The sequence below is a fragment of the Nocardia yunnanensis genome, from assembly GCF_003626895.1.
Taxonomy (GTDB): Bacteria; Actinomycetota; Actinomycetes; order Mycobacteriales; family Mycobacteriaceae; genus Nocardia; species Nocardia yunnanensis.
In genome coordinates this window covers 6,554,755-6,580,651 of the sequence record NZ_CP032568.1, presented here as the reverse complement: position 1 = coordinate 6,580,651, position 25,897 = coordinate 6,554,755, and the positions used below count along the sequence as shown (strand labels likewise).

Annotated in this window: 24 protein-coding genes and 2 pseudogenes; 12 read left to right on the top strand and 14 right to left on the bottom strand. The window is 67.7% G+C overall.

What is annotated here, in order from left to right; genetic code table 11:
• Nucleotides 1–60: 60 nt before the first annotated feature.
• Entirely contained in the window at nt 61–1,284 is a 1,224-nt protein-coding gene (locus D7D52_RS30865; protein ID WP_120741997.1) for a PucR family transcriptional regulator, read from the bottom strand.
• Nucleotides 1,285–1,295: 11 nt separating this feature from the next.
• The gene (locus D7D52_RS30860; RefSeq protein WP_120741995.1) at nt 1,296–3,059 is read right to left on the bottom strand and encodes an AMP-dependent synthetase/ligase; all 1,764 of its coding nucleotides are present in this window, start codon (nt 3,057–3,059) and stop codon (nt 1,296–1,298) included.
• 330 nt (nt 3,060–3,389) lie between these two features.
• Between D7D52_RS30860 and glnA the strand changes: the two genes are divergently transcribed.
• Entirely contained in the window at nt 3,390–4,826 is a 1,437-nt protein-coding gene (gene glnA, locus D7D52_RS30855) for a type I glutamate--ammonia ligase (RefSeq protein ID WP_120744595.1), read from the top strand.
• Here the strand turns inward: glnA and helR are convergent.
• Both helR and D7D52_RS30845 read right to left on the bottom strand, forming a co-directional pair.
• A complete protein-coding gene (gene helR, locus D7D52_RS30850; RefSeq protein WP_187703058.1) occupies nt 4,811–7,003 on the bottom strand; it encodes an RNA polymerase recycling motor ATPase HelR in 2,193 nt (730 codons plus the stop codon). The genes glnA and helR overlap by 16 nt on opposite strands.
• A gap of 180 nt (nt 7,004–7,183) precedes the next feature.
• Complete coding sequence (locus D7D52_RS30845) at nt 7,184–7,546, bottom strand: nuclear transport factor 2 family protein (RefSeq protein ID WP_162958662.1); 363 nt, start codon at nt 7,544–7,546, stop codon at nt 7,184–7,186.
• Nucleotides 7,547–7,733: 187 nt separating this feature from the next.
• On the opposite strand from D7D52_RS30845, the gene D7D52_RS30840 reads away from it, so the two are divergent.
• From D7D52_RS30840 to D7D52_RS30830, 3 genes are all read left to right on the top strand, one after another.
• Complete coding sequence (locus D7D52_RS30840) at nt 7,734–8,597, top strand: helix-turn-helix domain-containing protein (RefSeq protein WP_162958661.1); 864 nt, start codon at nt 7,734–7,736, stop codon at nt 8,595–8,597.
• A gap of 276 nt (nt 8,598–8,873) precedes the next feature.
• A complete protein-coding gene (locus tag D7D52_RS40035) occupies nt 8,874–10,346 on the top strand; it encodes a hypothetical protein (protein WP_162958660.1) in 1,473 nt (490 codons plus the stop codon).
• A gap of 35 nt (nt 10,347–10,381) precedes the next feature.
• Nucleotides 10,382–10,744: an arsenate reductase family protein gene (locus tag D7D52_RS30830; RefSeq protein WP_120741986.1), complete on the top strand. Its 363-nt coding sequence runs from the start codon at nt 10,382–10,384 to the stop codon at nt 10,742–10,744.
• A 57-nt stretch (nt 10,745–10,801) separates the two neighbouring features.
• Here the strand turns inward: D7D52_RS30830 and D7D52_RS30825 are convergent, their stop codons facing one another.
• Entirely contained in the window at nt 10,802–11,266 is a 465-nt protein-coding gene (locus D7D52_RS30825) for a nitroreductase family deazaflavin-dependent oxidoreductase (RefSeq protein WP_120741984.1), read from the bottom strand.
• A 128-nt stretch (nt 11,267–11,394) separates the two neighbouring features.
• On the opposite strand from D7D52_RS30825, the gene D7D52_RS30820 reads away from it, so the two are divergent.
• Entirely contained in the window at nt 11,395–12,084 is a 690-nt protein-coding gene (locus D7D52_RS30820) for a TetR/AcrR family transcriptional regulator (RefSeq protein ID WP_120741982.1), read from the top strand.
• Between the two features lie 200 nt (nt 12,085–12,284).
• Here D7D52_RS30820 and D7D52_RS30815 read toward each other — a convergent pair whose 3' ends face one another.
• A complete protein-coding gene (locus tag D7D52_RS30815) occupies nt 12,285–12,647 on the bottom strand; it encodes a DUF4873 domain-containing protein (protein WP_120741980.1) in 363 nt (120 codons plus the stop codon).
• Complete coding sequence (locus tag D7D52_RS30810) at nt 12,644–13,570, bottom strand: AurF N-oxygenase family protein (RefSeq protein ID WP_120741978.1); 927 nt, start codon at nt 13,568–13,570, stop codon at nt 12,644–12,646. The genes D7D52_RS30815 and D7D52_RS30810 overlap by 4 nt, the downstream gene beginning before the upstream one ends.
• Nucleotides 13,571–13,664: 94 nt before the next feature.
• Between D7D52_RS30810 and D7D52_RS30805 the strand changes: the two genes are divergently transcribed.
• Nucleotides 13,665–14,393, top strand: coding sequence for a TetR/AcrR family transcriptional regulator (locus tag D7D52_RS30805; protein ID WP_246023413.1), 729 nt, complete (start codon nt 13,665–13,667; stop codon nt 14,391–14,393).
• A 47-nt stretch (nt 14,394–14,440) separates the two neighbouring features.
• On the opposite strand, the gene D7D52_RS30800 is transcribed toward D7D52_RS30805, so the two are convergent.
• Nucleotides 14,441–15,655, bottom strand: a complete 1,215-nt coding sequence (locus D7D52_RS30800) for a DUF418 domain-containing protein (protein WP_120744593.1) — start codon at nt 15,653–15,655, stop codon at nt 14,441–14,443.
• A 132-nt stretch (nt 15,656–15,787) separates the two neighbouring features.
• Between D7D52_RS30800 and dop the strand changes: the two genes are divergently transcribed.
• The 4 genes from dop to prcA all read left to right on the top strand — a co-directional run bounded on the left by dop (nt 15,788) and on the right by prcA (nt 19,299).
• Nucleotides 15,788–17,287: a depupylase/deamidase Dop gene (gene dop, locus D7D52_RS30795; protein ID WP_120741976.1), complete on the top strand. Its 1,500-nt coding sequence runs from the start codon at nt 15,788–15,790 to the stop codon at nt 17,285–17,287.
• A gap of 193 nt (nt 17,288–17,480) precedes the next feature.
• Nucleotides 17,481–17,675, top strand: coding sequence for a ubiquitin-like protein Pup (locus D7D52_RS30790; RefSeq protein ID WP_033089305.1), 195 nt, complete (start codon nt 17,481–17,483; stop codon nt 17,673–17,675).
• Nucleotides 17,672–18,532, top strand: a complete 861-nt coding sequence (gene prcB, locus D7D52_RS30785) for a proteasome subunit beta (RefSeq protein ID WP_120741974.1) — start codon at nt 17,672–17,674, stop codon at nt 18,530–18,532. The genes D7D52_RS30790 and prcB overlap by 4 nt, the downstream gene beginning before the upstream one ends.
• Complete coding sequence (gene prcA / locus D7D52_RS30780; RefSeq protein ID WP_120741972.1) at nt 18,529–19,299, top strand: proteasome subunit alpha; 771 nt, start codon at nt 18,529–18,531, stop codon at nt 19,297–19,299. The genes prcB and prcA overlap by 4 nt, the downstream gene beginning before the upstream one ends.
• 94 nt (nt 19,300–19,393) lie before the next feature.
• On the opposite strand, the pseudogene D7D52_RS30775 reads toward prcA, so the two are convergent.
• The 3 genes and pseudogenes from D7D52_RS30775 to D7D52_RS30765 all read right to left on the bottom strand — a co-directional run.
• Nucleotides 19,394–19,918, bottom strand: a pseudogene (locus tag D7D52_RS30775) (heterodisulfide reductase-related iron-sulfur binding cluster); the annotation flags it as partial.
• Between the two features lie 96 nt (nt 19,919–20,014).
• On the bottom strand, nt 20,015–20,578 hold the full coding sequence (locus tag D7D52_RS30770; RefSeq protein ID WP_120741970.1) for a DUF3558 family protein: 564 nt from the start codon (nt 20,576–20,578) through the stop codon (nt 20,015–20,017).
• Nucleotides 20,579–20,596: 18 nt separating this feature from the next.
• Nucleotides 20,597–22,336, bottom strand: a complete 1,740-nt coding sequence (locus tag D7D52_RS30765) for a TPR repeat domain-containing protein (RefSeq protein WP_120741968.1) — start codon at nt 22,334–22,336, stop codon at nt 20,597–20,599.
• 605 nt (nt 22,337–22,941) lie between these two features.
• On the opposite strand from D7D52_RS30765, the pseudogene D7D52_RS40455 reads away from it, so the two are divergent.
• Together D7D52_RS40455 and D7D52_RS38155 are read left to right on the top strand one after the other, a co-directional pair.
• Nucleotides 22,942–23,229: pseudogene (locus D7D52_RS40455) on the top strand (hypothetical protein); the annotation flags it as partial.
• Between the two features lie 76 nt (nt 23,230–23,305).
• A complete protein-coding gene (locus D7D52_RS38155) occupies nt 23,306–24,112 on the top strand; it encodes a helix-turn-helix domain-containing protein (RefSeq protein WP_162958659.1) in 807 nt (268 codons plus the stop codon).
• A gap of 29 nt (nt 24,113–24,141) precedes the next feature.
• Here the strand turns inward: D7D52_RS38155 and D7D52_RS30755 are convergent, their stop codons facing one another.
• The 3 genes from D7D52_RS30755 to D7D52_RS39555 are packed head-to-tail and all read right to left on the bottom strand — an operon-like array spanning nt 24,142 to nt 25,894.
• A complete protein-coding gene (locus D7D52_RS30755) occupies nt 24,142–24,765 on the bottom strand; it encodes an MFS transporter (RefSeq protein WP_342775295.1) in 624 nt (207 codons plus the stop codon).
• Nucleotides 24,741–25,532, bottom strand: a complete 792-nt coding sequence (locus tag D7D52_RS30750; protein ID WP_120741964.1) for an MFS transporter — start codon at nt 25,530–25,532, stop codon at nt 24,741–24,743. Before D7D52_RS30750 ends, D7D52_RS30755 begins: the two co-directional genes overlap by 25 nt.
• Nucleotides 25,529–25,894, bottom strand: coding sequence for a hypothetical protein (locus tag D7D52_RS39555; RefSeq protein ID WP_246023410.1), 366 nt, complete (start codon nt 25,892–25,894; stop codon nt 25,529–25,531). The genes D7D52_RS30750 and D7D52_RS39555 overlap by 4 nt, the downstream gene beginning before the upstream one ends.
• Nucleotides 25,895–25,897 lie beyond the last annotated feature (3 nt).

Below are 25,897 nucleotides of genomic sequence, written 5' to 3'. Positions count from 1 at the left end.
TACCGGCAATCCGCCAGATCCGGGTCCGGCCGGCTTGTGCACGAGACCAAGCGTCGCGAATCAGGGTGCGAACGAGGCGGATTCGAGACGGCGGGCGATGCGGGCCGCGGACAGGGTCATGGCGTCGGTCGGGCGGTGCGGATCCAGTCCGGTCAGCTCGTGCACCCGCGCCAGCCGGTAGGTCACCGTATTGCGGTGGATGGTCAGCAGGCGCGCGGTGGCCAGTTGATTGAAGCCGGTGTCCACGAACACTTCCAGGGTCTCGGCGAGCAACGGCTGCGAGTCCAGCGGTGCGAGCACGGCCGCCAGCCCGGTGCGCGCGGGACCGCCCGCGGCGACGGTGTACTCGAACATGAGGTCGGGTCGCCGGCATATGGCGTGCGGACGCTCCAGGCAGCGGCCCAGTTCCGCGAGCATGCGCGCCTCGGCGAACACCGCCGGCACCGCGGACCGCGACTCCGCGGTGGCCACTCCCACCCAGAACGGCGCGGGCGGACCCGAACGCGGCTCCGGCGCAGCCTGACCCAGTGCGGGCCGGGCGGTGAGCGGGCCGTGCGCGGGCAGGCGACCCGACAGCGCGGCCAGGGTCGCGGTGCCGTCGTCACCGGGTTGCAGCGGCAGCAGCGCGGTCCAGCCGCCGCTGTCCAGGCGCAGGAAAACCCCCGGAATCGCCTCGACGCGGTGGCGCAGTTCGCTGGTGTCGGTGCCGCGGGTGGCGCCGAGGCGGAACACGGCCAGCAGGAACGCATCCGGGACCGCGATGGCCGGTTCCTCGGCCCACTCGATGGGATCGCGCCCGGTCAGCAGGGCATCGGCGATGGCGCGGCGGCGTTCGAGCAACTCCCAGCGCGGATCGTGCGCGCGCTGCACACACGCGGTGGCGATGCGGGTGGTCATGAGGGTGACGTACTGCAGCAGTGAGACCGCCGCGTCGTCGAGCAGCTCCCGTTCCGGACCGGTCGCGCTCTCCTTCAACCGGGAGAAGATGTACTCCGCGCCGAGGCTGTAGCGGCTGAGCACGTCCTCGAGGGTTTCGCCGTCGCGCACCCGGCTCAACGCGATCTGCACCAGTTCGTGGGTGTCCTCGGGCGCGGGGGCGCGGCCGGTGCGGATGAAGTCGAAGAACAGGTCCACGTTCAGCTTGGTGCCCCGCTCGAAACCGCTGGTGACCAGCGGTTGCGGCAGGGTTCGGTACGGTCCGACGGCCTCGGGGATGTCTTCGCGCGCCACGACCGCGCGCCGGTACAGCTCCTCGAGCGCTCGGTCCCGCAATCGCGCGTGCATCGACTCTCCTACTATCCGTACAGCGAGTCGATAGTAGCCGCGTAGTTGATTGCTATCGGTTTGCGCCTGAGTTTGCCGGTCGCCGTGAGGTTATCGCTGCCCGGGGCCCACACGTCCGGCAGCAGCACGAACTTCTTGATCTGCTCCACCCGGGAGAGCTTGGCATTGGCCGCGTCGATGCCCTCCTGCACGGCCTTCAGCACGATCGGGTCCCGGGCCAGCGCGGCGATACTGCGATCGGTTAGCTGGTGGCGCTCGGCGAAGGCGGCCGCGAGATCGGGGTCCAGGCAGATGAGTGCGGTGTTGTAGGCGCGGCCCTCACCGATCGCCACGACCGTGCCCGCCAGCGGGGTGCACTCGGTGACGGTGTTCTCGATATTGGTGGGCGACATGTTCTTGCCGGCCGCGTTGATGATCAGTTCCTTCTTGCGGTCGACGATGCGCAGGAAGCCGTCGGCGTCGAGCTCGCCGACGTCGCCGGTGTGCAGCCAGCCCTCGGCGTCGACGGTCTCGGCGGTCTTGTCGGGGGCGTTGCGGTAGCCGCGCATGACCATCTTGCCGCGCACCAGCACCTCGCCGTCCTCGGCGATGCGCACCTCGGCGCCGGGCAGCGCGCGGCCCACGGTGCCGATCTTGATGCGGTCGGGGCGGTTCACGGTCGCGCCCGCGGTGCATTCGGTCATGCCGTAGCCCTCGCACAGCGGCAGGCCCAGGCCCAGGAAGAACTCGTGGGTGTCCTTGGGGATGGGGGCCGCGCCGGTGATGGCGATGCGGATGCGGTCCATGCCGAGCTGGGCGCGAATGGTGTTGAGCACCAGGCGATCCGCCAACCGGAACTGCAGCGTCTCGAAGGGGCTTTGGGTGCGGCCGTCGGAGTTCGCGCGGGCTCGGGCGCGGCCGGCGCCGATGGCCCAGTCGATGAGCCGGCGTTTGAGGGCGCTGGGTTCGGCGGCGAAGCGCTCCTCCAGCGCGGCCTTCACCTTGACCCACACCCGTGGCACGCCCAGGAACACCGACGGATGCACCTCGGTGAGCGCGGCGGCCACCTGCTTGAGATCGGGGGAGGTAGTGATCTGCGCGCCGGTCAGCAGCGACAGGTAGTGCGCGAACCAGCGGTTGGCGGCGTGTGCGTCGGGCAGGTAGGAGACCACCTTGTCGGCGGTGCCGCCGCCGCCGAATTCCTCGACCACGCGGGCGTTTTCGAGGAAATTGGTGTGGGTCAGTTCCACGCCCTTGGGTGGGCCGGTGGTGCCGGAGGTGTAGACGATGGTCAGCAGATCCTCGGGATCGACCGCGCGCCAGGCTTTTTCGAAGTCGAAGTCCTCGTTGTCGGTCGCTTCGATGTCGCTGAGCGAGACACACCCCTCCGGTGCCTCGTCCACGCAGATCACGTGCTCGACCGTGCCGCCCTGCGCCGCGGCCTGCTCGACCGCCGCCAGTACCTGCGGCGCGAACTGCCGCTCGCAGATCACGATCCGGTTGCCCGCATTGCCGAATTGATAAGCCAGCAGGTCCACCGGGTTGGTGTTGTACACCGAGAACGGGGTCGCGCCGGTGTGCAGGATCGCGGTGTCGCACAGGTGGAATTCGGGCCGGTTGGTCATCATCAGCGCCACCGTGTCACCGCGGCCGATGCCGAGGGCGGCCAGTCCGGTCGCGATCGCGCGGACCCGGTCGCCGTACTCGCGCCAGGTCAGGGTGACCGCGCCGCCCAGCGAGCGCAGCGCCACCTCCTGCGGATAGCGGGCCACATTGGCCTGGAATGCCTCGACCATGGTGCGCGGGGCTGGTCCCGCAGCCGGTGTTGAACTCACGAACTACAGCAGACCGCACAAACGACGGGCGGGTCCATTGGCAATGGCGAAGATCTACCGAGGCGGACTTGTGCATTGTGACAAAAGCGGGGGAGTGGGGCTGTCGTTGCGGGCGCGAGGTTACCGGCTGCCCGGCGTGTTGTCCGGAAAGTTACGAATGATCTTGGAAGACAAGGGGATTCGGCTCCTTCGACGCGATCGCGGACGTATCGTTCTTAGCACGAACAGGACCGCCGGACCCCGACCGGGCCGTCCGATCGGGTAGGCGTGCGCGGCCACGAGGAGCGAGCGGTGATCACCCCTACCACCAGCGGAGTACAGGACTACATCGATAACGAGGACGTCGAATACGTCGACATCCGGTTCTGCGACGTCCCCGGCATCCAGCAGCATTTCTCCATCCCGGCGAGCATGTTCGGGGACGATCTGGTCGACAACGGCATCGCCTTCGACGGGTCGTCGGTGCGCGGGTTCCAGGCCATCCACGAATCCGACATGCTGCTGCTGCCGGATCTGCGCACCGCGCAACTGGATTCGTTCCGGTCCGCCAAGACCCTCAATATCAGCTGTTTCGTCCACGACCCGCACACCCGCGCCGCCTACAGCCGCGATCCGCGCAATGTGGCGCGCAAGGCCGAGGAATACCTGCGCTCCACCGGCATCGCCGACACCGCCTACTTCGGGCCCGAGGCGGAGTTCTACATCTTCGACTCGGTGCGCTACGACACCAGCATGAACGGGGCCTTCTACGAGGTGGATTCGGCGTCGGCGGACTGGAACACCGGGCGCAAGCTCAATGCCGACGGCACCCCGAATCGCGGCTACAAGATCCGGCCCAAGGGCGGCTACTTCCCGGTCGCGCCGTATGACGCCGATGTCGATCTGCGCGACCGCATGTGCACCAATCTGCAGGCGGCCGGATTCGAATTGGAGAAGGGCCATCACGAGGTCGGCACCGCCGGTCAAGCCGAGATCAACTACAAGTTCAACACCCTGCTCGCAGCCGCCGACGATCTGATGCTCTACAAGTACATCGTCAAGAACACCGCCTGGGAGAGCGGCAAGACCGTCACCTTCATGCCCAAACCGCTGTTCGGCGACAACGGATCCGGCATGCACGTGCACCAATCCCTGTGGAAGGACGGCTCCCCGCTGTTCTACGACGAGGCCGGTTACGCCGGGCTGTCGGATCTGGCGCGCCACTACATCGGCGGCCTGCTCCACCATGCCCCCTCGCTGCTGGCGTTCACCAACCCGACCGTGAACTCCTACAAACGCCTCGTCCCCGGCTTCGAAGCCCCGGTGAACCTGGTCTACAGCCAGCGCAATCGCTCTGCCGCCGTACGCATTCCGGTCACCGGCACCTCGGCCGCCGCCAAACGCCTCGAATTCCGCTGCCCCGACTCCTCCGGTAACCCCTTCCTCGCCTTCGCCGCCATGATGATGGCCGGCCTCGACGGCATCACCAATAAAATCGAACCCACCCTCCCCGTCGACAAGGACCTCTACGAACTCACCCCCGAGGAAAGCGCCGACGTCACCCAAACCCCCGCCAGCCTCGAAGCGGTCATCAACCGCCTCGAAGCCGACCACGAATACCTCACCCAGGGCAACGTCTTCACCGAAGACCTCATCGAAACCTGGATCCGCCTCAAACGAGACACCGAAATCGCCGAAATCAACGTCCGCCCCCACCCCTACGAATTCGACCTCTACTTCGACGTGTAGGGGTCGAGCTCCCGGACGCCCGCGAGGGAGGGTGGGAGGGGGCGGGTGTGGAGGATGCCGAGGCGTTGGGTGGCTCGGGTGAGGGCTACGTAGAGTTCTGCTGCGCCGCGGGGGCTTTCGGTGAGGATGGCGTCGGGGTCTACGACCAGGACGGCGTCGAATTCGAGGCCCTTGGTTTCCCAGGCGGGGGTGGTGCCGGGGAGGCCGGGTGGGCCGATGACGATGCTGGTGCCCTCGCGTGCCGCCTCGGATTGGACGAATTCCTCGATGGCGGAGGGGAGTTCGTCGGGTGACAGGCTGCGGGACCACGGGTGGGTGCCGCAGGCTCGGACGGATTCCGGGGGGTTCACGTCGGGGGCGAAGTCGGCCAGGACGGCGGCGGCCACGGTCATGATCTCGGCGGGGGTGCGGTAGTTGACGGTGAGGGAACGGTATTGCCAGCGGGCGGGGACGTAGCGGTCGAGCATGGCCGACCAGGAGGTGGCGCCGGCGGGGGAGCTGCGCTGGGCCAGGTCGCCGACGATGGTGAAGGAGTGGCTGGGGCAGCGGCGCATGAGGACGCGCCAGTCCATTTCGGAGAGTTCCTGGGCCTCGTCCACGACGATGTGGCGGTAGGTCCAATCGCGGTCGGCGGCAGCGCGTTCGGCGAGATCGCGGGTGTCGCGTTCGAGGAAGCGCTCGGCGAGGTCCTCGCCGTAGAGCAGGTCGGTGGCGAAGAGGTGGTCCTCGTCGTCCATGTGGTCGGCGCGGTTGACCAGCAGGTCCAGCACGCCTTCGGCGTAGGCGGCCTGGGCCTTGCGTTCGCGTTCGGCCGCGGCTTCCTCTGCGGTGGTGTCGCGGCCGAGCAGATCGACCAGCTCGTCGAGCAGTGGCACGTCGGAGATGGTCCACGCGCTGCCGGTGGCGCGGTACAGGGCGGGGTCGGCGCCTGCGGCTGCCAAACGTTCCGGTGACGAAAGCAGTTCCGCCAGGAGCTCTTCCGGCTCCAGGGCGGGCCACAGGTCGTCGACGGCGGCGGCGAAGCCCTCGTGTTCGGCGAGTTCGGTGCGCAGGTCGGCGCGCATGTTCTCCCACGCCTGCTTGTCCTCGCGGGTCAGCCAGCCCTTGCCGATGCGGGCGATGGCGCGTTCGGTCAGCGCCCAGGTGAGGACCTCGAGGAACACCGCCCGCGCCTCGTTGTGCGGGCGGCCGCTCTCGCGCGCCTCCTCGCGTGCCCAGCCGACGATATCGGCGCCGATTCGCACTGTGGCATCGGTCAATTCGAGCGAGATCGGCTCGCTCGGCACCCGCTGACGGTCGGCGACCGCGGCCTTCAGCACGTCCAGGATCCGCAGCGAACCCTTCAGCCGCGCCGCTTCGGGGGTGTCCTCGGCGGTGGCGCGCAGCCCCGGCAGCAGCTCACCGGTGGTGGTGAACACCACATTGGTCTCGCCCAGCGACGGCAGCACCCGCCCGATGTGCTTCAGGAAGGCCGCATTCGGGCCGACCACCAGCACCCCATTGCGTTCCATCTGCGCGCGCTGCGTGTACAGCAGATATGCCACCCGGTGCAGGGCCACCACCGTCTTGCCGGTGCCCGGCCCGCCCTCGATCACCAGAACGCCCGGATGGTCGAGCCGGATGATCCGATCCTGTTCGGCCTGAATGGTTGCCACGATGTCGCGCATGCCCTCGCCGCGCGGCGCGTTGACCGCGGCCAGCAGCGCCGCGTCCCCGCGCGCGCCCGCATCGGGGCGGCCGAACACCTCGTCGGTGAAGTCCACCACTCGCCGCCCGCGCGTGTGGAATTGGCGACGCCGCCGCATGTGTTCGGGGCTCGCGGCGGTCGCGATGTAGAACGCCTGCGACGCGGGTGCGCGCCAATCCAGCAGCAGCGGCTCGAACTCGTTGTCCTCGTCGAAGATTCCGATCCGCCCGATATAGGAGGTCTCGCCGTCCGCACTGTCGAGGCGACCGAAGCACAGGCCGTTGTCGGCCACACCCAGCCGGCGGATCTCCTTGGCCAGCGACCGCACCTCGGCATCGCGTTCCACCAGCGCGGTGGCGTTGCCGCGCACCGTCAACGTCTCCCGATAGCGGCCCTGCACCCGCGCGCGTTCGGCATCCAGCCGCGCGTACAGCCCGCCGACATACTCCTGCTCCGCGCGCAGTTCGTTCTCGTACCCCTGCTCCGGCACCGGCACCCTCACCTTCCCAGCTAGGTTTCCCCACCGCCGCGCGCGCTGTTCGCGCAGGTTGCGGCCTTAGGTCAGCAATAGTGCGCCCGCACCGGGGCCTTGTGGCAAGCCCCCCACTGTGTTATAAGGTTGAATGGGAAGGAAACGATCCTTCCCATTCTTGTCTCCCGTGATTCGCCGCTACGCGGCCTCCGGGCGCTGCCCGCCCGACACGATCGCGAGGATGTCCTTGTTGCCGTCGGCCCACTGCGCCGTCATCACCACGGTGTCGATCTTCCACGCGCCCTCGACCAGGCGCAGGCCGATCCGGTAGGTGCCGCACAACGTCCAGCGCGGCGAGCCGAAACGGTTGGCCAGCAAGTGAATTGCCTGGAAGACGGCGGTCAGTTCGGCGCGCTCGCCGTCCACGGTCACCAAATGATTGCCGAGCAGATGCTGGGTGGCGTCGAAGTCGCCGATCAGCTTCTCCCAATCCTGCCGAATCCGCGCCGGGGTGACGGTCGCGGGCTCGCCACCCCAGATGCTCGAATAGTCAAGTGTCACTTCCTCGGCGAAGACGCTCGGAAAGGCGTCCAGTCGCGAATATCGATGTACCAGAACAGGCGAGTGGCGGCCTCGATGATGTCGGCGCGCTGCTGAGCGGTGGCGGTCACAACAATTCTCCTACGGTGCAATGGAATCGGTGAACGGAAGCAGATCGTCTGTCTGTCGTTCACGATGCACAGCCTGCGTGCCGTCGAAGACCGCAACCAGCGCACGCCGTGCCTCGTACCGCCAGGGCCACCCAGGGCTGTGCCAGACTGCGGTGGTGGCGGTGCGTGAGGATCTGGCGGAATTTCTGAAGTCCCGGCGCGCACGGGTGGCTCCGGAGGGGACGGGGCTGCCTCCGTCCGGAATGCGCCGGGTGCCTGGGCTGCGCCGCGCCGAACTTGCCCATTTGGCCGGGATCAGCGTTGAGTATTACCAGCGTCTCGAACAGCGCCGGGCCGCCAATCCCTCGGCGGAGGTGCTCGATTCGCTCGCGCACGCCTTGCGGCTCAACCCGATCGAGACCGCCCACCTGCACGCGCTGGCCCGGCCACCCCGCCCTGCCGAGACCTCGGCTCCCGAGCCGCGGCCCGAACTGCTGCGGATGCTCGATTTGATCGACAAGGCGCCTGCCGTGCTCATCACCGATCTGTTCGAGGTGCTGGCCAAGAATCCGCTGGCGCATTACGTCTTCGGACCGCTGGCCGAGGAGAACATGGCCCGTGCGCTGTTCTTCGATCCCGCCGCCCGAAGGTTCTACGGCGACTGGGACGCTGTCGCCGCCGCCACGGTCGCCCAGCGGCGCCGCGTCGCGGGTCTGTATCCGGACGATTCGGACACTGCCGCGTTCGTCGACGAACTCGCGACCGGCAGTGCGGAATTCGCGTCCCGGTGGCGACGTGGAACTTCGCACCCATGGCGGCAAGCTCGTCCACCACCCGCACTCGGGCAGCTTGAGCTTCTCCTACGAAAACCTGGAGCTGCCCGGCGACCCGCGCCGGCGCATTGTCACCTTCACCCCCGAACCCGGCACCGCCCTCCCCGCCCTCTGACGCGGAGAAAGTGAAAAGGTCTCCGACACTCCGAGGGGTGGAAGTGTGTCGAGTGGGTGTCTTGTCGTTAGATTGGGGGCGAACGGATCGACCGTGACACGAGAGATGCCCGCAGGGAGGCGGGTTCGTGGCGCGGTGCGGAATAGCGTTGTGACACAACGTGCCACGCAGAAGACGCTGCGTGGTCATGTGGGGTGGGTTGAAACTATGACCTTGACCTCACTGGCCGCGCGGGGTGGTGGTGCGGTCATACGATCCGGGGCTGACATATGCGGGAAGGCGAAAAGGCCATGGATCGAAATGCGTTCGTCGAAGTGATGAACGACGCGAGCGGCATGCTGGAGGCCGGGCTGGCGGAGGAAGCGCTGGCGCGGTTGACGGCGTTCGACGACGGCCTCGACGCTGCGCCCGAACCCAAGGACTACGGCTGGATCGTCTCCTACCGCTTCCGGGCCGCCTTCGCCGCCGGCGACTACGCCCAGGCCCTGCACATCGCCGAGCGCGGCCCCGCCCGCTACCCGGCCGACATCCCGCCCGCCACCCTGGCCACCATGTACTCCATGGCCGTCGAGGCCGCCACCCAGCAGGATCTGCCCGACAGCGCCGTCGTCATGGCCGACCGCTGCATCGAACTGCGCCGCGCCCACGGCGAGCACGCCGAGGTGCTGATGGCCGCCATGACCGCCTGCACCCTGCTCGGCGACATCGAAAGACACGATCTGGCAAGCAGATACGCGCAACTGCTGATCACCGAGGGCGTCGGCCACGACGACTACCGCGGCTACGGGTACTACGCGCTGTGCGCCGCCATCGAATCGGGCGTGGGCAGCCACCTCGTCGAGACCCTGCGGGCCGGGCGCGAATGGCTGGAAAGCCAGGACAACGAATTCGCCCGGGTGGCACTGGAATACCTCGAGACCGCCCCCGGCCTGCGCGAACCGCTCGCGGTGAACCTCGATCTCGCCGACCCGCTCGGCAACGGCAGCCCGCTCACCGATCCGCTCAACAGCCCCGATCCGGCGAACCTGCCCGAGCCGACCGGTCTCCCCGATCCGAGGGGCGGTCCCGATCCGCGAGTGAACGGACTCGCGTCCCTGCCGCCCGCGCTCGACGCCATGCAGACCCAGTACCTGCGCGTCGGCGACGGCGCGCCGCACACCGCCGCCGGGCCCCAGCAGCCGCCCGCCGCCCAGCTCGCCGGCGGCGAGACCGCCGACGCCCTCATGGACGCCAACCGTCCCGGCATCGCCGCGGCCGCCTACCGCGCGCTCATCGACGACGCCGTCGGCACCGGCCAACCCGATCCGCTGATCATGGGCAAGGCCACCCTCGGCCTGCTCACCGCCCTCATCTTCGACAATCGCGTCGGCGAGGCGCATGCGGTGTGGATCGACGAGCACGGGCCCACCTACCTGGGCATCTGGTCGCTCGAGAACGGCCAGACCTCCACCCACGACGCCATCGCCTACAACCTGGTGGCCGCGTTCCTGCACTCGCTCAGCACCGGCGACCCGCAGGCCGCCACCCGTGCCGTCGATTCGCTCATGACCCGAAACGTGGAATGGGCCTACGAGAACGACCCCCCGGCCGTCCCCGCCATGATCAACTCCTGGCGGCGGCACCTGCTCGAGATCCACAATGGCGAACCGGCCCCCGAATTCCGCTGGCAGCTCACCCAGGCCGAACAGCGTTGGGGCCACCCGATTCCCGAAGCCGGCCTGTACTGGATGCGCCCGTACCGCTGGGTCGTCGACTGGGTCTGATCGGCCGTTCTCCAGTGGCCGCCTAGTCTGACGGCATGGCAGCGACCGAAATCTGGCACAACCCCAAGTGCTCGAAGAGCCGTACCGCGAAGGCGGTCCTGGACGAGACCGGCGGCGACTACATCGAACGCCGCTACCTCGACAATCCGCCCACCGCCGCCGAAATCCGCACGGCGCTGAGCAAACTCGCCCTCGAACCGTGGGACATCACCCGCACCGGCGAACCCGAAGCCAAGGAGCTGGGCCTCGCGAAGTGGGGCAAAACCCCCGCCGACCGCGACCGCTGGATCGACGCCCTGGCCGCCCACCCGCGGCTGATCCAACGCCCGATCGTCTTCACCCCCGACGGCCGCGCGTTCATCGCCCGCGACGACCAGTCCCTCGACGCCCTCCGCTGATCGCTGAGTGGCACACCAGCGAGGGGATTTGTCCGGTTCCCCGCGCTGGTGTGCCACTCAGCGGGTGGGGGTGAGGGTGAAGACGGGGAAGCCTGGGGCGATGGCGGTCAGGTCGGCGTCGGTGGAGTGGTTGGTGATGCTCTCGAAGAAGCGGCCTACCTCCCAGCCCCAGCGGTCGAGGTAGGCGCGCAGGACGGGGAGTTTGTCCGAATCGGGAAGTTCGGCGGCGGTGAAGGTTTCGGTCTTGCGGCCGAGACGTAGTTCGCCGGTGCCGGCGGCACGCAGGTTGCGGACCCACTGGGTGTGGCCGCGCGGGGCGACGAGGTAGCGGTTGCCGTCCGCGGTGGTCAGGACATTGACCATGGTGGTGCGCCATTCGCCGGATTTGCGGCCGCGGACCGCGAGCAGGCGGGAGCCGGCGACGCTGATGCCGAGCTTGGGCAGCAGGTTGGCGATGCGGTTCATGACCGGGTCGAGGCCCGAGGGGCCGATGTAGCGGGTGGCGGCGTGCTGGGCGTCCATGAGAGTTTCCCTTCTGCTTGTGAGAGCGGTGCTCTCTGTTGTGATCAGTGTGCGCGCCCGCATCGCGACCTGTCAAGAGCGGTGCTCTCGAAATATGGCAGTGTTCCGAGTCGTGGCACACTGACCGCATGAGCGTCCCCCGCACCGCCCGCGAACGGGCCCGCGCCGAGATCACCCGTGAGATCACCGACGTCGCGCGCCGGCAGCTCGCCGAATCGGGTGCGCCCGCGCTGTCGCTGCGGGCCATCGCGCGTGAACTGGGCATGGTGAGCTCGGCGCTGTACCGGTATTTCCCGAGCCGGGACGAGCTGCTGACGACCCTGATCATCGAGGCGTACGACGCCATCGGCGCGGCCGTGGAGCAGACGGTCGCGACCGCGGACACGCCGCGCGCCCAGTGGCGGGCGATGGCGAATGCGGTGCGCGACTGGGCGATCGCGCATCCGCACGAGTACGCGCTGGTGTACGGGTCGCCGGTGCCGGGCTACCAGGCGCCGCAGACTACCATCGGACCCGCCTCGCGGGTGCCGATCGTCGCGCTCGGCATCGTGCACCGGGCTTGGGAGAGCGGCACTTTGACGTTGTCCGGCGATACCGTCGGTCCCGAACTGTCGGCGCAGGCGGCCGGTATCGCGGAGCTGATCACCCCGGGCCTGCCCGAGATCGCGGTGACGCGCGGCGTGATGGCCTGGACGCAGCTCTACGGCATGGTCACCTTCGAGCTGTTCGGACAGCTGGCCAACAGCATGGACCCGGCCGGGCCCTTCTTCGCGTACGCGGTGGAGGCGATGGCGGATTTCATCGGGCTACCGGCATAGCCAGCCACTACGGACACCGCGTCGCCACGGCGGACCCACCGCGCCACCGTGGACCCCGCCGCGCCGCCGCGGACCCGCCGCGCCGCCACATGGAACCCGCGTCGCCGCTATGTAGCGCATCGCCAATATGGAACGCGCATCGCCACTGTCGATCTCGCGTCCCACCGCGGAACTGCGCCGCTACAGCCGAAGCAACTCCGCTAGAGCGGAAACGGTGGTGTGCCGACGCCGACGATGCGGAGGTTTCCCCACGGGTCGCGTTCCTGGAGGACGCCGGGCGCCGGCGCGCAGCCGGGCACGGTGAGAAAGACCTGTCCGCGGCCAGGGTCTGGTAGTTCGGCCCCGTCGGTCGCGGAAAGTCGTCCGTACCAATGGAATTGCCCGTCAGTGGGGTCGAGGTGTCCGGTCAGCGCCACCGTGACCGCCAGTTCGGCCCCGGGTGCGTCCAGCAGCGCGGGCCCCGAATAGTCCGGTGCCGGTTCGGGTTCGGTGAGGTCACCCGGGTCCTGGGTGCGGGCACGAGCGGTCGCGGGGGAGTGCCGGCGGGCCCGCCGCCACCTCACAGCAGTCCTCGCCGCCGCCACACCCGCTTGCCGATCGGCCCGATCAGCCCCTGTTTGTCCAGGAACGCACCGAGATTCGCGGCGCCGAGCCCGAGCGCCCGGCGTGAATGCGGGTTGGCGCGCGCCAGGCGCCGGGCCGCGCGGCCGTCCTCGACGCCCGCGCGGGCGTACATGTGCCAGTTCGTCATGAGGTGCACGAACAGGGGAGCGGCCACCGCGACACACAGTCGCGTGTACAGCAATTCGGCGCGCGACATGGTCGGCACGCGGTGCGCCAGCGCGTCGCGTGCGAATCCGATGTGGCGTGCCTCCTCGGTGACGTGAATGCGCATGGCGCGCGCCACGAGTGGCTGCAACTGCGGGTCGTCGAGGGTGCGTCGCTGCAGGGCGTCGAAGATCTCCTCGCCCACGAGCGCACCCACCCACACCATCGATCCGCGCAGAAACAGTTGCAGCGCGGCGATGACCAGGCGCTCATAGCGGTTCGGCCAGTACGGCCGGGCCTCGATGCGGTCGATGAGCTTGCCGAACATCATCATGTGCCGGCACTCGTCGCCCATCTCGGTGAGCGTGTAGTGCGAGTGGCGCGAGGTGGGATCGCCGGCCATGAGCTCGCGCAGCAGCAGCCGGTTGAGCAGGTTCTCGAACCAGATGCCCACCGACAGCACGTTCGCCAGTTCCTGGCGCGACAGTTCGCGGCGCTGCTCGGGCGTCATCGCCTCCCACAGGGGTGTGCCGTAGAGCGAGACGATCTCGGGTGGCAGGAAGAGTTTGTCCGGATCCAGGGGAGCGTCCCAGTCCATGTCGACGACCGGGTCGTAGGACTTCTTCACCGAGCCGGTGAGCAGGCGCGCGGCGAAGGATTCGCGGGGTGAGAGCGGGGTCTCGCGGATGGCCGGGCTGGTGACGGCGTTGTCGCCCATGGCAGCTCCTGAACTTTTACTGAGACAAGCTGTTACACTCAGATTAGTGGTACAGCCTGTCTCAGTCAACGATGGAGTGGGTATCGTGAGCCGAGTGACCGGCACCCGACGCAGACCCGCACCGCCCTCCCCCCGGGACCGGGAGCGGGCCGCCGACGGCCGCAGCACCCGCTGGAACGGACACAAGGCGCAGCGGCGCACCGAAATGCTCGACGCCGCCCTCGCGGTCATCGAGGACAACGGCACCGAGATCTCGGTGCAGCAGATCGCCGACCGCCTGCAGGTCCCGCGCCCGGTCGTCTACCGCCATTTCGACGGCCGCGCCGACCTCGACGAGGCGATCCGCGGGCACATCCTGGATTCGGTGCTGGCCGAACTGCTTCCGCGCCTGCATTCCGAGGGCACCGTGCGCGATCTGGTTCGCGGCGCGGTCGGCACCTATGTCGGCTGGGTGGAGAACCATCCGAACCTGCACCGCTTCCTGGCCGCCGCCGACCCGCACGGCGAATCCTCCACCGCGCTCGCCGGGGCCCGCGACCGCATCGGCGGACGGCTCGCCGGCCTGTTCGCCGACACTCTCGAACGGTTCGGCGTCGACCGGAATCGGGCCCGCCCCATGGCCTTCGGGACCATCGGCTTCGTGGACGGCGTGGTCAACAGCTGGCGGGCCGCCCCGACCCTGGCCAGCGAACACATCGAAGGCATCCTCACCGAATCGGTGCTGTCGCTGCTGGAGGGCAATGCCCGTAGCCTGGACCTGCCGTTGACCCGCGACACCGTCGTCGCGGATCTGTTCGCGCGCACCGCCGCCGCCCAGGCGTGACGCCGCTACCGCCGCACCACCAGGGGATTCCGATGAGGTGCGTTAGGTCACGCGCCGGTGAGGGCGCGATAGCTGCGATGCCACAGCCACTCCACCGGTCCGCGCGCGAAACGGCGTAGCCAGAAGTGTGCGAACGCCAGCATGAGCGCGCACACCACGATGTAGATCCCCACCGTGAACGGCACCCGCGAGTTCGCCGACACCAGACCCGCCAGGCCGAGACCCCAGCCGTAGCACAGGAATCCCGACACCAGGTTCTGAAGGATATAGCAGCTCAACGCCATTCGCCCGACCTCGCCGAAACGCCGCCCCACCCAGCCCGGGGCGGGACGATGCGCGTACAGCTGCGCGACCAGCGCCAGCAGACCCAGCGAGACCAGCGGGGCGGTGCCGTAGCGGGCCAGCAGGATCAGATCGCCGCCGATCATCCCGAGGGTCAGGTCGATCGGCGCGGCGAACCCGAAGCCGATCAGCATGAGCCGCTTGCGGATTCGCGCGCCCCGCGGCTCGAAGATCCCGGCTCGGAACAGCTGCGCGCCCAGCAGGAACAGCGCGATCGACATCGGGAAGATGAACAGCGGTTCCAGGCGGAACACCAGCGCATGCTCCCAGCGGAAGACCACCAGATCCCAGAACGAGCCGTCCGCGTAGGGATTCGGGTCCAGGGCCCGATGCCCGCCCGAGCCGCCGGAGGCCGTGGCGATGCCGACGGCGATCAGCGTCAGCATGGTGAGATGGATGCTCGCCTGCGCGATCAGCCAGCGCCGCTGCGCTTTCGGGCTCGTCGCCAGCAGATACGCCACGACCAGCCCGGTGACCGCGTACCCCATCAGCACGTCGAATTCGGCGACCAGGAAGAAGTTCACCACGCCGTCCAGCAACAGCAGCCCCGCCCGCACCGGATAGCTGCCTGGCCACCCCCGCCCGCCCCGCGCCGCCGATCGCTGCTGGATAGCCAGCCCGATGCCGAACATGATGGTCAGCAGCCCCAGGAACTTGCCCTGCGCCAGCTGTTGCAGGAATCGCTCGACCCACAGCCACGCCCCGTGCGGTTCGTCACTGTGCGCGACATAGCCCAGCAGCCCTTCGGCATTGGTGAAGATCCAGATATTGGTGCCCAGCGTGCCCAGAATGGCGATACCGCGCAGCACGTCGAGCACCGCCAGCCGCGTCGAACCCGATTCGGCGGGAACGGGATCCGCGGCCCCGGCGTCCGTGGTGACCAGCGGCGGCGGGGTGGGGGCGGAAGCCGGTTCGACCATGCCGGTCATTGTGCCGCCGGCGCACCCGAACCCGGATCGCCCGCGAGAACGACCCGGCATCCGACTCGCGAATGACCCGAACCCGGACGGTCCACCCGCGTCCGGGCGCGCCTTTCGCCTAGGCTCGAACTCATGCAGCGCATCATCGGAATCGAGGTCGAGTACGGCATTTCGACGCCTACCGAGCCGTCGGCCAACCCGATTCTCACGTCGACCCAGGCGGTGCTCGCCTACGCCGCGGCCGAGGGCGTGCCGCGCGCCAAGCGCACACGCTGGGATTACGAGGTGGAATCGCCGTTGCGGGACGCGCGCGGTTTCGATCTCGGCAGGCTCAACGGGCCCGCGCCGGTGATCGACGCCGACGAGGTCGGGGCGGCGAACATGATCCTCACCAACGGGGCACGCCTCTACGTGGATCACGCCCACCCGGAATACTCCGCGCCCGAGGTCACCGACCCGCTCGACGCCGTCATCTGGGACAAGGCGGGTGAACGGGTGATGGAGGCCGCCGCGCGCTACGCCTCCAGCGTGCCGGGCGCGCCGCGCATGCAGCTCTACAAGAACAATGTCGACGGCAAGGGCGCCTCCTACGGCACCCACGAGAACTATCTGATGAGCCGCGAGACCCCGTTCAACCAGATCATTCTCGGGTTGACGCCGTTCTTCGTCTCCCGGCAGGTGGTGTGCGGTTCCGGTCGCGTCGGCATCGGGCAGTCCGGTGACACCCCCGGATTCCAGCTCTCGCAGCGCGCCGACTACATCGAGGTCGAGGTCGGGCTCGAGACCACCCTCAAGCGCGGCATCATCAACACCCGTGACGAACCGCACGCCGACGCCGACAAGTACCGTCGCCTGCACGTCATCATCGGCGACGCCAACCTCGCCGAATGGTCGACCTACCTCAAGGTCGGCACCACCTCGCTGGTGCTGGACCTGATCGAGGCCGGTGAGGACCTCTCGGATCTGCAGCTCGCCCGCCCGGTCACCGCCGTGCACACCATCAGCCACGACCCGACTCTGCGTGCCACCGTTGCCCTTTCGGACGGGCGCGAGCTGACCGGCCTTGCGCTGCAACGCATCTACCTCGACCGGGTCGAGAAGTTCATGGACCGCACCGGAAACGACGATGCGCGCGTGCAGGACGTCATCGAGAAGTGGGCGCACGTGCTCGACCTGCTCGAGCGCGATCCCATGGAGACCGCCGACCTGCTGGACTGGACCGCCAAACTGCGGCTGCTCGAGGGCATGCGCAATCGTGAGGGCCTGTCGTGGGCCGCGCCCAAACTGCACCTGGTCGATCTGCAGTACTCGGATGTGCGCCTGGACAAGGGCCTCTACAACCGCCTGGTGGCGCGCGGGTCCATGCAGCGGCTCACCACCGAGCAGCAGGTCGTGGACGCCATGACCAACCCGCCCACCGACACCCGCGCCTACTTCCGCGGCGAATGCCTGCGCCGCTTCGGCGCGGATATCGCGGCGGCCAGCTGGGATTCGGTCATTTTCGACCTGGGCGGCGACAGTCTGGTCCGCATCCCGACCCTGGAACCGCGGCGCGGCACCAAGTCGCATGTGGGCAAGTTGCTGGACGGCGTCCACACCGCATCCGAATTGGTGCGGCAACTGACCCACTGACCCACTCGCATGGGGTATGGGGTGCGCATCCCGTACCCCGTTTTCCGGTCCGCGACATGGGCGCTGGAAGGTCGCGGCATCACCACATTGCGGTTTAATCCGGCATGTTCCCGCCGCTGGTGGGTACTGTTGACGGCACGAGCATCGGATCTTCTCCGATGCTCGCCGATGATCACAGAGGAGGTCGGCTGCTATGGCACAAGAGCAGACCAAGCGCGCCGGTGGCGGCGACGAGGACGAGGGCCCGGTCGGTGACGGCGGGGCGGGACAGGAGCGTCGCGAGAAGCTGGCGGAGGAAACCGACGACCTGCTCGACGAGATCGACGACGTGCTCGAGGAGAACGCCGAGGACTTCGTCCGCGCCTACGTGCAGAAGGGCGGCCAGTGACCCAAGGTGACCCCCTGCGGCTCCAGTTGGGGTTCGCCCAATCCTCTTTCTCCGAGTACCTGCGTTTGCACGCTCCGGAATTGTTGCCCGGCAACGGAATCGGATCCGGCGGCAGTCACCCGAATCCGGGGACGCCGTCGGATATCGCTCCGCACGGCACCACTATCGTCGCGGTCAGCTACCGCGGCGGTGTGCTGATCGCCGGTGACCGCCGCGCCACCCAGGGCAATCTGCTGGCCAGCCGCGACATCGAGAAGGTGTACATCACCGACACCTACTCCGCGGCCGGCATCGCGGGCACCGCGGGCATGGCGATCGAGATGATTCGCCTGTTCGCGGTGGAACTCGAGTACTACGAGAAGATCGAGGGCGTCCCCCTCACCTTCGACGGCAAGGCCAACAAGCTGTCGAAGATGGTGCGCGACAACCTTCCCGCCGCCCTGCAGGGGCTGGCGGTGGTGCCGCTGCTGGTCGGCTACGACCCGGACGCGCAGGACCCGGATCGTTCCGGGCGCATCGTGTCCTACGACGTGGTCGGCGGGCGCAGCGAGGAGCGTTTCGGGTACACCGCGGTGGGGTCGGGTTCACTGTTCGCCAAATCGTCGCTGAAGAAGACCTATGCGCGCGGGATCGATCAGGACCGGGCGCTGCGGATCGCGATCGAATCGCTCTTCGACGCCGCCGACGACGACACCGCCACCGGCGGGCCGGACACCATGCGCAATATCTATCCGACCGCGATCGTGATCGACGCGGAGGGCTCCGAGGAAGTGACCAAGGAGCGCCTCGAGGAGATCACGCGGTCGATGGTGGAGGAGCGGGCCGCGCAGGCGGCAGAGGGGATCGGCGAAGCATGACACTGCCGTATTACGCGTCGGCCGAACAGATCATGCGCGACAAGACCGAACTCGCGCGCAAGGGCATCGCGCGCGGTCGGTCGGTCGTGGTGCTGGTCTACGACAAGGGCGTGGTGTTCGTGGCCGAGAACCCCTCGGCGACCCTGCACAAGATCAGCGAGTTGTACGACCGGGTCGGGTTCGCCGCGGTCGGCAAGTACAACGAGTTCGAGGCGCTGCGCCGCGGCGGCATCCTGCAGGCGGATCTGCGCGGCTACCAGTTCGACCGGCGCGACGTGACCGGCCGCTTCCTGGCCAACCTGTACGCCCAGAGCCTGGGCACCATCTTCACCGACCAGCTCAAGCCCTACGAGGTGGAGATCTGCGTCGCGGAGGTGGGTTATCCGGAGCAGTCCACGAATTCGGTGCTCTACCGCATCAACTTCGACGGATCCATTGTGGACGAACGGGAATTCGTGGTGATGGGCGGCAACACCGACCCGATCACCAACGCGCTCAAGGCGTCCTACAAGCCCGGCATGGACCTGCATTCGGCCATCACCACGGCGGTGGCCGCGCTGCAGAAAGCCGTCCCCGAGGGTGACAAGGACAAATCCCGCACCCTCAGCCCCGGCTCCCTCGAGGTGGCCACCCTGGAACAGTCCCGCCCTCGCCGCGCCTTCCGCCGCATCCAGGGTGCGACCCTCCAGGAACTCGTCACCGGCAAGGCCTCCACCGCCAAAGCCTCCGCCGAACCCGAAACCCCGTCCAGCGGAGACCCCTCCTAGCCCGACGGTTCCGGCAATCCCGCCGAGGCGGGCCAAGGCGCCTTTGCACTCCCAGAGTGCAAAGGCGCCTTACCTTTTCGGCCGACGTCTAAAGAGCCTTGGCGCCAGGAACTTTGAGGCCGCCTTTCATGCCCAGGCCCTTGCCTCCGGGTGCCTTGGCGGCGCCCTTCATGCCCAGCCCGCCACCGGCCGGCGCGGCCTTCGGCGCTTCGGCGGGAGCCTCCGCCACCGCGGCTTCGGCCTTGACCGGCTCGGGGGCGGAAACCGGTTCGGGCTCTTCGGCCTTCGGGGTCTGGATGACCTTCAGGTTCTCGGTCAGCGTCGCGGCATCGACGCGGTCGATCGACTGCAGCATCAGCTGGGCGACGTCGACGACCTCGACGCCCTGGCCGACTTCGCCGCTGTCCTTGCGGGCGGTGACGCCGTCGGTGAGCATGACCCGGCAGAAGGGGCAGCCGGTGGCGATCATCGACGGCTCGTTGCCGCCGCCCAGGGTGTCGAGGGCTTCGTCGACGCGGTCGATGTTGATGCGTTTGCCGAGTTGTTCTTCCATCCACATGCGTGCGCCACCGGCGCCACAGCACATGGAACGCTCGCCGTGGCGCGGCATTTCGACCAGGGGATCGCTCCCATCACCCGCATCCTCAACGCCTCCTGCTGCCCCGGGGAAAGCCTGCGCATGTCCACCCGAAGATCATCACCCACAACCGAAACATCAAGCAGCGCAACCGATTCGTTTCAGATCAAATATCGCCGTCACGAGATCGGTCAAAACCTCACATGCATCCTTTTTGGGAGTGACCGTGTCGAATCGGATTCCGCCACCGGTGATGCCGACCCAGAGGATGCAGTGTGTGTTGTTCTGGGAGGGGACTGCCGCGACATCGCGGCCGTCGATCTTCGAGATGCGGCTGGGTTGGTAGGTGGATTTGAAGTAGTCCAGGGTCATGTTCGTCGCGGCGATGAAGACTCCTGGGCCGTATTCCGCGGCTGCGTCGTCCTGGGTCTTGTAGTCGCAGCCCTTGTACTCTTCCTGGCCGCCGAGGTCGTCGGGCTGATGATGGGCGGGTTGGGGTTGCAGGTGGTTGGCGGTCAAGACGTCGGCGGGGATGTCTTTGCAGGGGTCGAACGAACTGGGCACACTGGTTGACCGGGTGGTCTCGGGGGTTTCGGTGCGCTGGCTGTTGCATGCGGTGATGGCGGCCAAGGGAAGCAGCCCGAGAGCGAAACCGAGTATCAGAACTCGTGTGGAGGAGCGCTTTTCGGCGAGCCGTTTCATTTTCGATGTCCCTCTGCGCTATTTCTTCTGGGTCGGGTTTTCGGGCGCTTGAGCACCGCCACGGATGAGTTGTTCGAGGTCGCCGTTGTCCTTGACCAGGTTCGATTGCACGATGCGCCCGTACTGATTCGCGTAGGTCTCGTGGAAGTCGTCGATCGTTCTCGGATCGGCGGGTGGACTCTCCTTGACGAACTGATCCAGGAGATCACGGAAGTCCTGAGCCCCGTCCATCATCGCCTTTTCTCCGGACGGGAACTGGACAGTTTCAGGGCGGGGTTGCGGGTTGATGCCTTCCATGAGCGCCTGGCACGCCCGATCTTCGAAGACGCTCTTGACCGCTCCTGTCGCGTTGCCGCCAGGAAGCGGCACCGAGTCGACGAGGCCCTTGACGGTGTCCGCTATCTGCTGCTTATCGTCGTGGGCCTGCTGGGCTTGCTCGTTCTTGTGCGCGATCTCGTTGCTGGTCTGGTAGATCTGGGCGTTGCGCTCGGCATTGTTGATGTGCGCGTCGAGGCCGGCCAGCTGCTGGACCGCGTCGTGTGGGCTGATTCCGCCGAGGTCACCGCCGTGGGTGAGCTTGTACAGCACAGCGTTCTCGTACTGCTGCCGCGCCAGGTCGAGAGTGGCGCGACCGTCGTGAGTTTGGCTGGACAGGAACGCCATCCGCTCTGCGCCGTCCAGTTCGAGCGGAACGGCCGGTCCAGCAACGCCGCGGGGGTGGTCCACCTGGCTGAAGGCGTCGATGTTGGATGCGGAGACGCGGGCGAGCGCGTTGGCGAGTTCGGGGTTCTTGTTGAACGCGTCGACCGTGTGCTGGAAGTAGGTCTTCCCGTCCTCCGCGACGACCAGGCTGGCTCCGTGCTTGGGGGCGAACGCGTCGGGTAGTGCGGCGATTGTCTTGCGCGCCAGCTCGCCTTCGGCGCCAGGATCGTGGATGTGTTCGGGTGTCCAGTCGTAGAGGCCGGAGGCCAGCTTGCCGCGATCGCCGTCACCCCAGTCGTGGTTGATGACGGTCTGGATGAACTTGGTCGGATTGTAGTTGCGGTGGGTGGCGTAGTCGTTGCCGGTCGCGCCGAAGGAGAGGTCGGCGGGCAGCTTGGTGCCGGTGTTGACGTCGAGGCCGGTCAGCAGTTGGTAGTCGGCTTCATGGTTGCGTAGGCCGACGCCGAGGAACTGAGCGGCCCCGTTCTTGATCGCGTCGTGTTCGTCGCCGCGGAATCCGGGCGGCAAGATGCCGCCGGTCTCGTCGACGCCGTCGATGAACGCGGCCATGCTCGCGCCCTGGCGCGCGAGTTCGGTGCTGAACGTGCGTCCGCCGGTCACGTCCTGATCGGCGTGCGAGAGCAGATCGGCCAATCGGGTCCGATCGGCCATGCACTGACGGTTCGCCTCGAAGTTCGCCTTGGGACTGTCATACTCCTGCTCGCGGCCGGAGATGAGCTGGCGGACATCCGCGGGCAGGTTCGTGTAGCTGCCCGCCGAGACGAGTTTGCCGTCCGGTGTCGTGCCGGTACCCAGGTGCTCGTTGGTGACTGCGAGCATGCCGCTGGCCAGCGCCGTCTGCTGCGAGGCCGCGACCGTGTCCACCGGATGCTCCGGGCCGGGGGCGGTCCGCGCGTCGAGCCGGTCGTTGAGGGCGAGCAAGCCGTCCTTGCCGGCGTGGGCGAAGAACTCCTTGTAGTAGTCCTGTACCTCGGCGGGCAGGTTCGGGACGTCTCTGCCCTCCGAGAGCGCCAGCTTCTGATCCGGGGTCAGCACGAAGGTGGGCAGGCGGGAAGCGACCTCGTCGAGTTTGGCCGTATCGCCGGTCTTCGCGGCCTCGGCGACCAGCGCGCCGTCCTCCCCGCCGATCCGCCCGCCCTGCGTCGGACACGTCGAGGTCGGAGCCGAACAAATCTCCCGCGGTGCGGATGAGCTCGGCGGCTGTGCTGGCGGGCAGTGATACGCGACCGGACAGCGCGTCCTTCAACTGAACGGATGCTGAACCGAAGGCGAGTCACAACAGTCGAAATCGGTTACTGTCATCAATTGACTTGTGCCGCAAAGCACATCGCGCATTGACGCGTCAATTGATCGACGGGGTAGACAACTTGATAGCCGGAACCCATCGCAGCCCAGTCGCAGGGAGGCGGGCACCGGACATCATTGGTTTCGGGGCACTGAATGTCGATGTAATCGCCACGGCCTCAGGGCTATCCGAGCGGGCCGCCGAGCAGATCACCGAGTCCACGGCACGGTTCGAATGGAACCGCGAAGGGGCCACCGACCGAGAGTCGATCCTCGAGATTCGCAATATCGGCACATCGTCGCTGAACTTCTCCCTCGGCGGCTCTGCCTGGTTGACGATCTACGCGTTGGCGAAGATGAGGCTGGGCCTCCATCTTGGCTACATCTGTGCTCTCGGTCGGATCGAAGCGCCGGGGGTGTCGTTTCGGGCCCAGATGCGCGAACTCGGCATAGATGACCGGTGGGTGGGCCAGTTCAACGAGAACAGCTGCGGATTGTGCTTGTCGTTCATCGACAACAACGAGCGCGTCATGCACACCAATCCGGGTGCCAACCTGCGCATGGCCGAGCACCTGCGCACGAACCTCGACGCCGTCGCGGCGTATATCGCTTCCGCTCGCTGTGTGCACGTGACGTCCTTCCTGGACGACCAGACCCCGACGATGGTCGCGACGGTCCTGGAACGGGCGAGAAACCTGAATCCCAACTTGTGCATAAGCATTGATCAAGGGCCTCACGCAGCGTGCGGTCGCCGCGGCCATGGGTATAGACGTCAAGCACTACGGCAAGCTCGAAAGCGGCCGCGTCGCTTTCCATCCCGACTATCTGGCCTGCTGGTGCAGGGCCGTGGATCTCCCGCAGTTCTTTCTGCGGCTGATCCTCGCCAATATCGCCGCCGGGCTCTACGACCCGAACCCCGGCAGCTGGCCCAGCCGCCTCACACCCCTGGACCAGGAACGTCTCGACGCGCTGCCGTTCGTCGCCATGCATCTGGGTGTGCCGCGCTTCGATGTGTTGCAGATCAACGACATCGGCGCGCGGACGCTGGTGGGTCTCGAGACTCCCGCACCGGATGCGATCGCTCCGCGCAACCTGTTCGATTGGTTTTTCAACAACAGCTGCGCGCGGACGTCGATCGCGAACTGGCAGACCATCGTCGCGCGGCTGCTGTACGGCTTCAAGATCCTGGGGCCGGTGTCGTTGTCCGCCGACGAAATGCGAGAGGTGCTGGCCCCCTGCGTGGGTCACCCGCAATTCGCGCGGTTGTGGAATGCCGACTTCACGCAGGAACAGTTCGACAACACCCTGATCATCCTGAAGAACCCGGACACCCGGAAGTGGGAGAACTACCGCATGTCGGCGTGGAACAGCGTGACGCCGGTCGTGCACGGCGAGTTCGTGATCATGACACCGACCACCGCCGGTCCTGACAACCCGGCCGCCTACATCGATCCTCTCGCTCCACCGTCCTACGACAGCACTTTCGGCGAGGGATTCCGACCGGACGAAGTAGCGAGCCCCGGGTAAACCGGCACCCGGACCAGGCCGTTCTCGAGTTACACCCGCCGGGGTAGCAGCAGGGCGGGGACGATCGCGGCCGTCGCGATGGCGAGCGTCCACCAATAGGTGTGCGCGAAGGCGTAAGCGGGACTCCGGTGGTCCAAGTCGCGTTGCAGCAGGATCAGGACGGCGGCCACGCCGAAGGAGCTGCCGGCTCGGATGCCGACATTGGTAGCGGTTGTGGCAGAGGCGATGTGGGCTCGCGGCAGGGTTCGGTAGGTGGCTCCCAGGGCGGCGGGCATGATCATGCAGTGGCCCAGGCCGATCACGAATATCGCTGAGAGAGTGAGGATGTCGGCAGTGCCGGGAGATATTTCGGCGAGGCCGAGAATGCCGAGCAGAGCGACGGGCAGACCCGCCAGGATCAGCGGGCGCGGGGAGTATGTGTCGCCGAGCCGGCCCGTGATCACGGTGGTCACGATGGCGCCCACGCCCAGGGGCGCGACCAGTGCGCCGGAGCGGAGGGGGCTGTCACCGCCGATGGTCTGGAAATACAGCGGCAGCAGCGCCGTCAAACCGGACAGCATCCCGATGTAGACGAACACCATCGCGTTGACGGCGGCGAAGTTTCGATCCCGCAGCAGCCGGAGATCGATCAGGGCGGCCTCGCCCCGACGCAGCGCGTGCGGGATGTAGCAGCCGACCAGCGCGGCCCGACCGCCACGCCCGCCAGGACCCGGATATCGGTCAGGCCGACGCCGCTGCCGGCCTGCGCGGCGCCGTACACCAGCGCACCCAAACCCGGTGACAGCAGCGCCAATCCGAGCAGGTCAAGCTTCGCGCCGCGATCGCGGACCGGGTCCGGCGGCAACAGCCGCAAGGCCGCGAGGACCGCGACCGCGCACAGCGGAACATTGATGTAGAACATCCACCGCCACGACAGGTGGCCGAGAATGAGGCCGCCGACCGCCGGGCCCAGCACCGGGGCGAGCATGGCGGGCACCGCGATGGCGCTCATCACCCGGCCCATCCGGGCGGGCCCGGCGGCGCGGGCCAGCATGGTCTGGCCGATCGGCAGAATCATGCCCGCGCCGAAGCCCTGTAGCACTCGAAACCCGATGAGCGCGGCGATGTTCCAGGCCAGCCCGCACAGCACCGAGCCGGCGACGAACAGCAGCAGCGAGACCATCCACATCGTCTTCGGCCCGAACCGTTCGATCGCCCAGCCCGAGAGCGGGATGCTGGTCGAGAGCGCCAGGGTGTATCCGGCCAGCACCCACTGCGTCGTGGTGAGCGTCGTATCGAACTGCGAGCCAAGCGTTTTCACGGCCACGCTGGTGATGGTGGTGTCCAGGATCGTCATGATCGCGCCGAGGACCACCACGACCACGAGCCGTCGCAGCGCCGGATCGAACTCGGTGGATGCCGCGGGAGTCGATGTCGTCATTTGCCCTGTACCCCACCGTCACCCGGCGTCTGCCAGCCGCGAGGCGGCCGGGTATAGCGGGGGTGCAGCACGTAACGGTAGAGGGCTCGGATAGGGCCGGGCAGGAAGCCCAGCATCTTGGCCTGCGCGTCCGCGGGAGCGTCGTCGAGTGCCCACGGCAGATACTCCGTCACCGCGCGCAACCCCTTGCGCTTGCGCATCTCCTCGCCGAACGCCGCCCAGCCGGTCACGCCGACGGTGCGATCGATGAGCGGCAGTGCCCGCTGCTCCTCGTGGGTGAAGTGGACGTCGAGTGCTTCGGCCAAAGCGTCCACGTCGGAACGCAGTCCGGGGCTGCCGCCGGTGGCGACGCCGACCGCCACCCC

Bases quoted from the DNA above. Each gene is read 5' to 3' on its own strand.
- D7D52_RS30800 (WP_120744593.1), bottom strand. From the start codon at position 15,655: ATGGTCGAACCGGCTTCCGCCCCCACCCCGCCGCCGCTGGTCACCACG.
- prcA (WP_120741972.1), top strand. From the start codon at position 18,529: ATGACACTGCCGTATTACGCGTCGGCCGAACAGATCATGCGCGACAAG.
- D7D52_RS30860 (WP_120741995.1), bottom strand. From the start codon at position 3,059: ATGGTCGAGGCATTCCAGGCCAATGTGGCCCGCTATCCGCAGGAGGTG.
- D7D52_RS30830 (WP_120741986.1), top strand. From the start codon at position 10,382: ATGGCAGCGACCGAAATCTGGCACAACCCCAAGTGCTCGAAGAGCCGT.
- D7D52_RS30825 (WP_120741984.1), bottom strand. From the start codon at position 11,266: ATGGACGCCCAGCACGCCGCCACCCGCTACATCGGCCCCTCGGGCCTC.
- D7D52_RS30770 (WP_120741970.1), bottom strand. From the start codon at position 20,578: ATGAAACGGCTCGCCGAAAAGCGCTCCTCCACACGAGTTCTGATACTC.
- D7D52_RS30810 (WP_120741978.1), bottom strand. From the start codon at position 13,570: ATGGGCGACAACGCCGTCACCAGCCCGGCCATCCGCGAGACCCCGCTC.
- D7D52_RS30790 (WP_033089305.1), top strand. From the start codon at position 17,481: ATGGCACAAGAGCAGACCAAGCGCGCCGGTGGCGGCGACGAGGACGAG.
- dop (WP_120741976.1), top strand. From the start codon at position 15,788: ATGCAGCGCATCATCGGAATCGAGGTCGAGTACGGCATTTCGACGCCT.
- D7D52_RS30865 (WP_120741997.1), bottom strand. From the start codon at position 1,284: ATGCACGCGCGATTGCGGGACCGAGCGCTCGAGGAGCTGTACCGGCGC.
- D7D52_RS30820 (WP_120741982.1), top strand. From the start codon at position 11,395: ATGAGCGTCCCCCGCACCGCCCGCGAACGGGCCCGCGCCGAGATCACC.
- D7D52_RS40035 (WP_162958660.1), top strand. From the start codon at position 8,874: ATGGATCGAAATGCGTTCGTCGAAGTGATGAACGACGCGAGCGGCATG.
- D7D52_RS30750 (WP_120741964.1), bottom strand. From the start codon at position 25,532: ATGACGACATCGACTCCCGCGGCATCCACCGAGTTCGATCCGGCGCTG.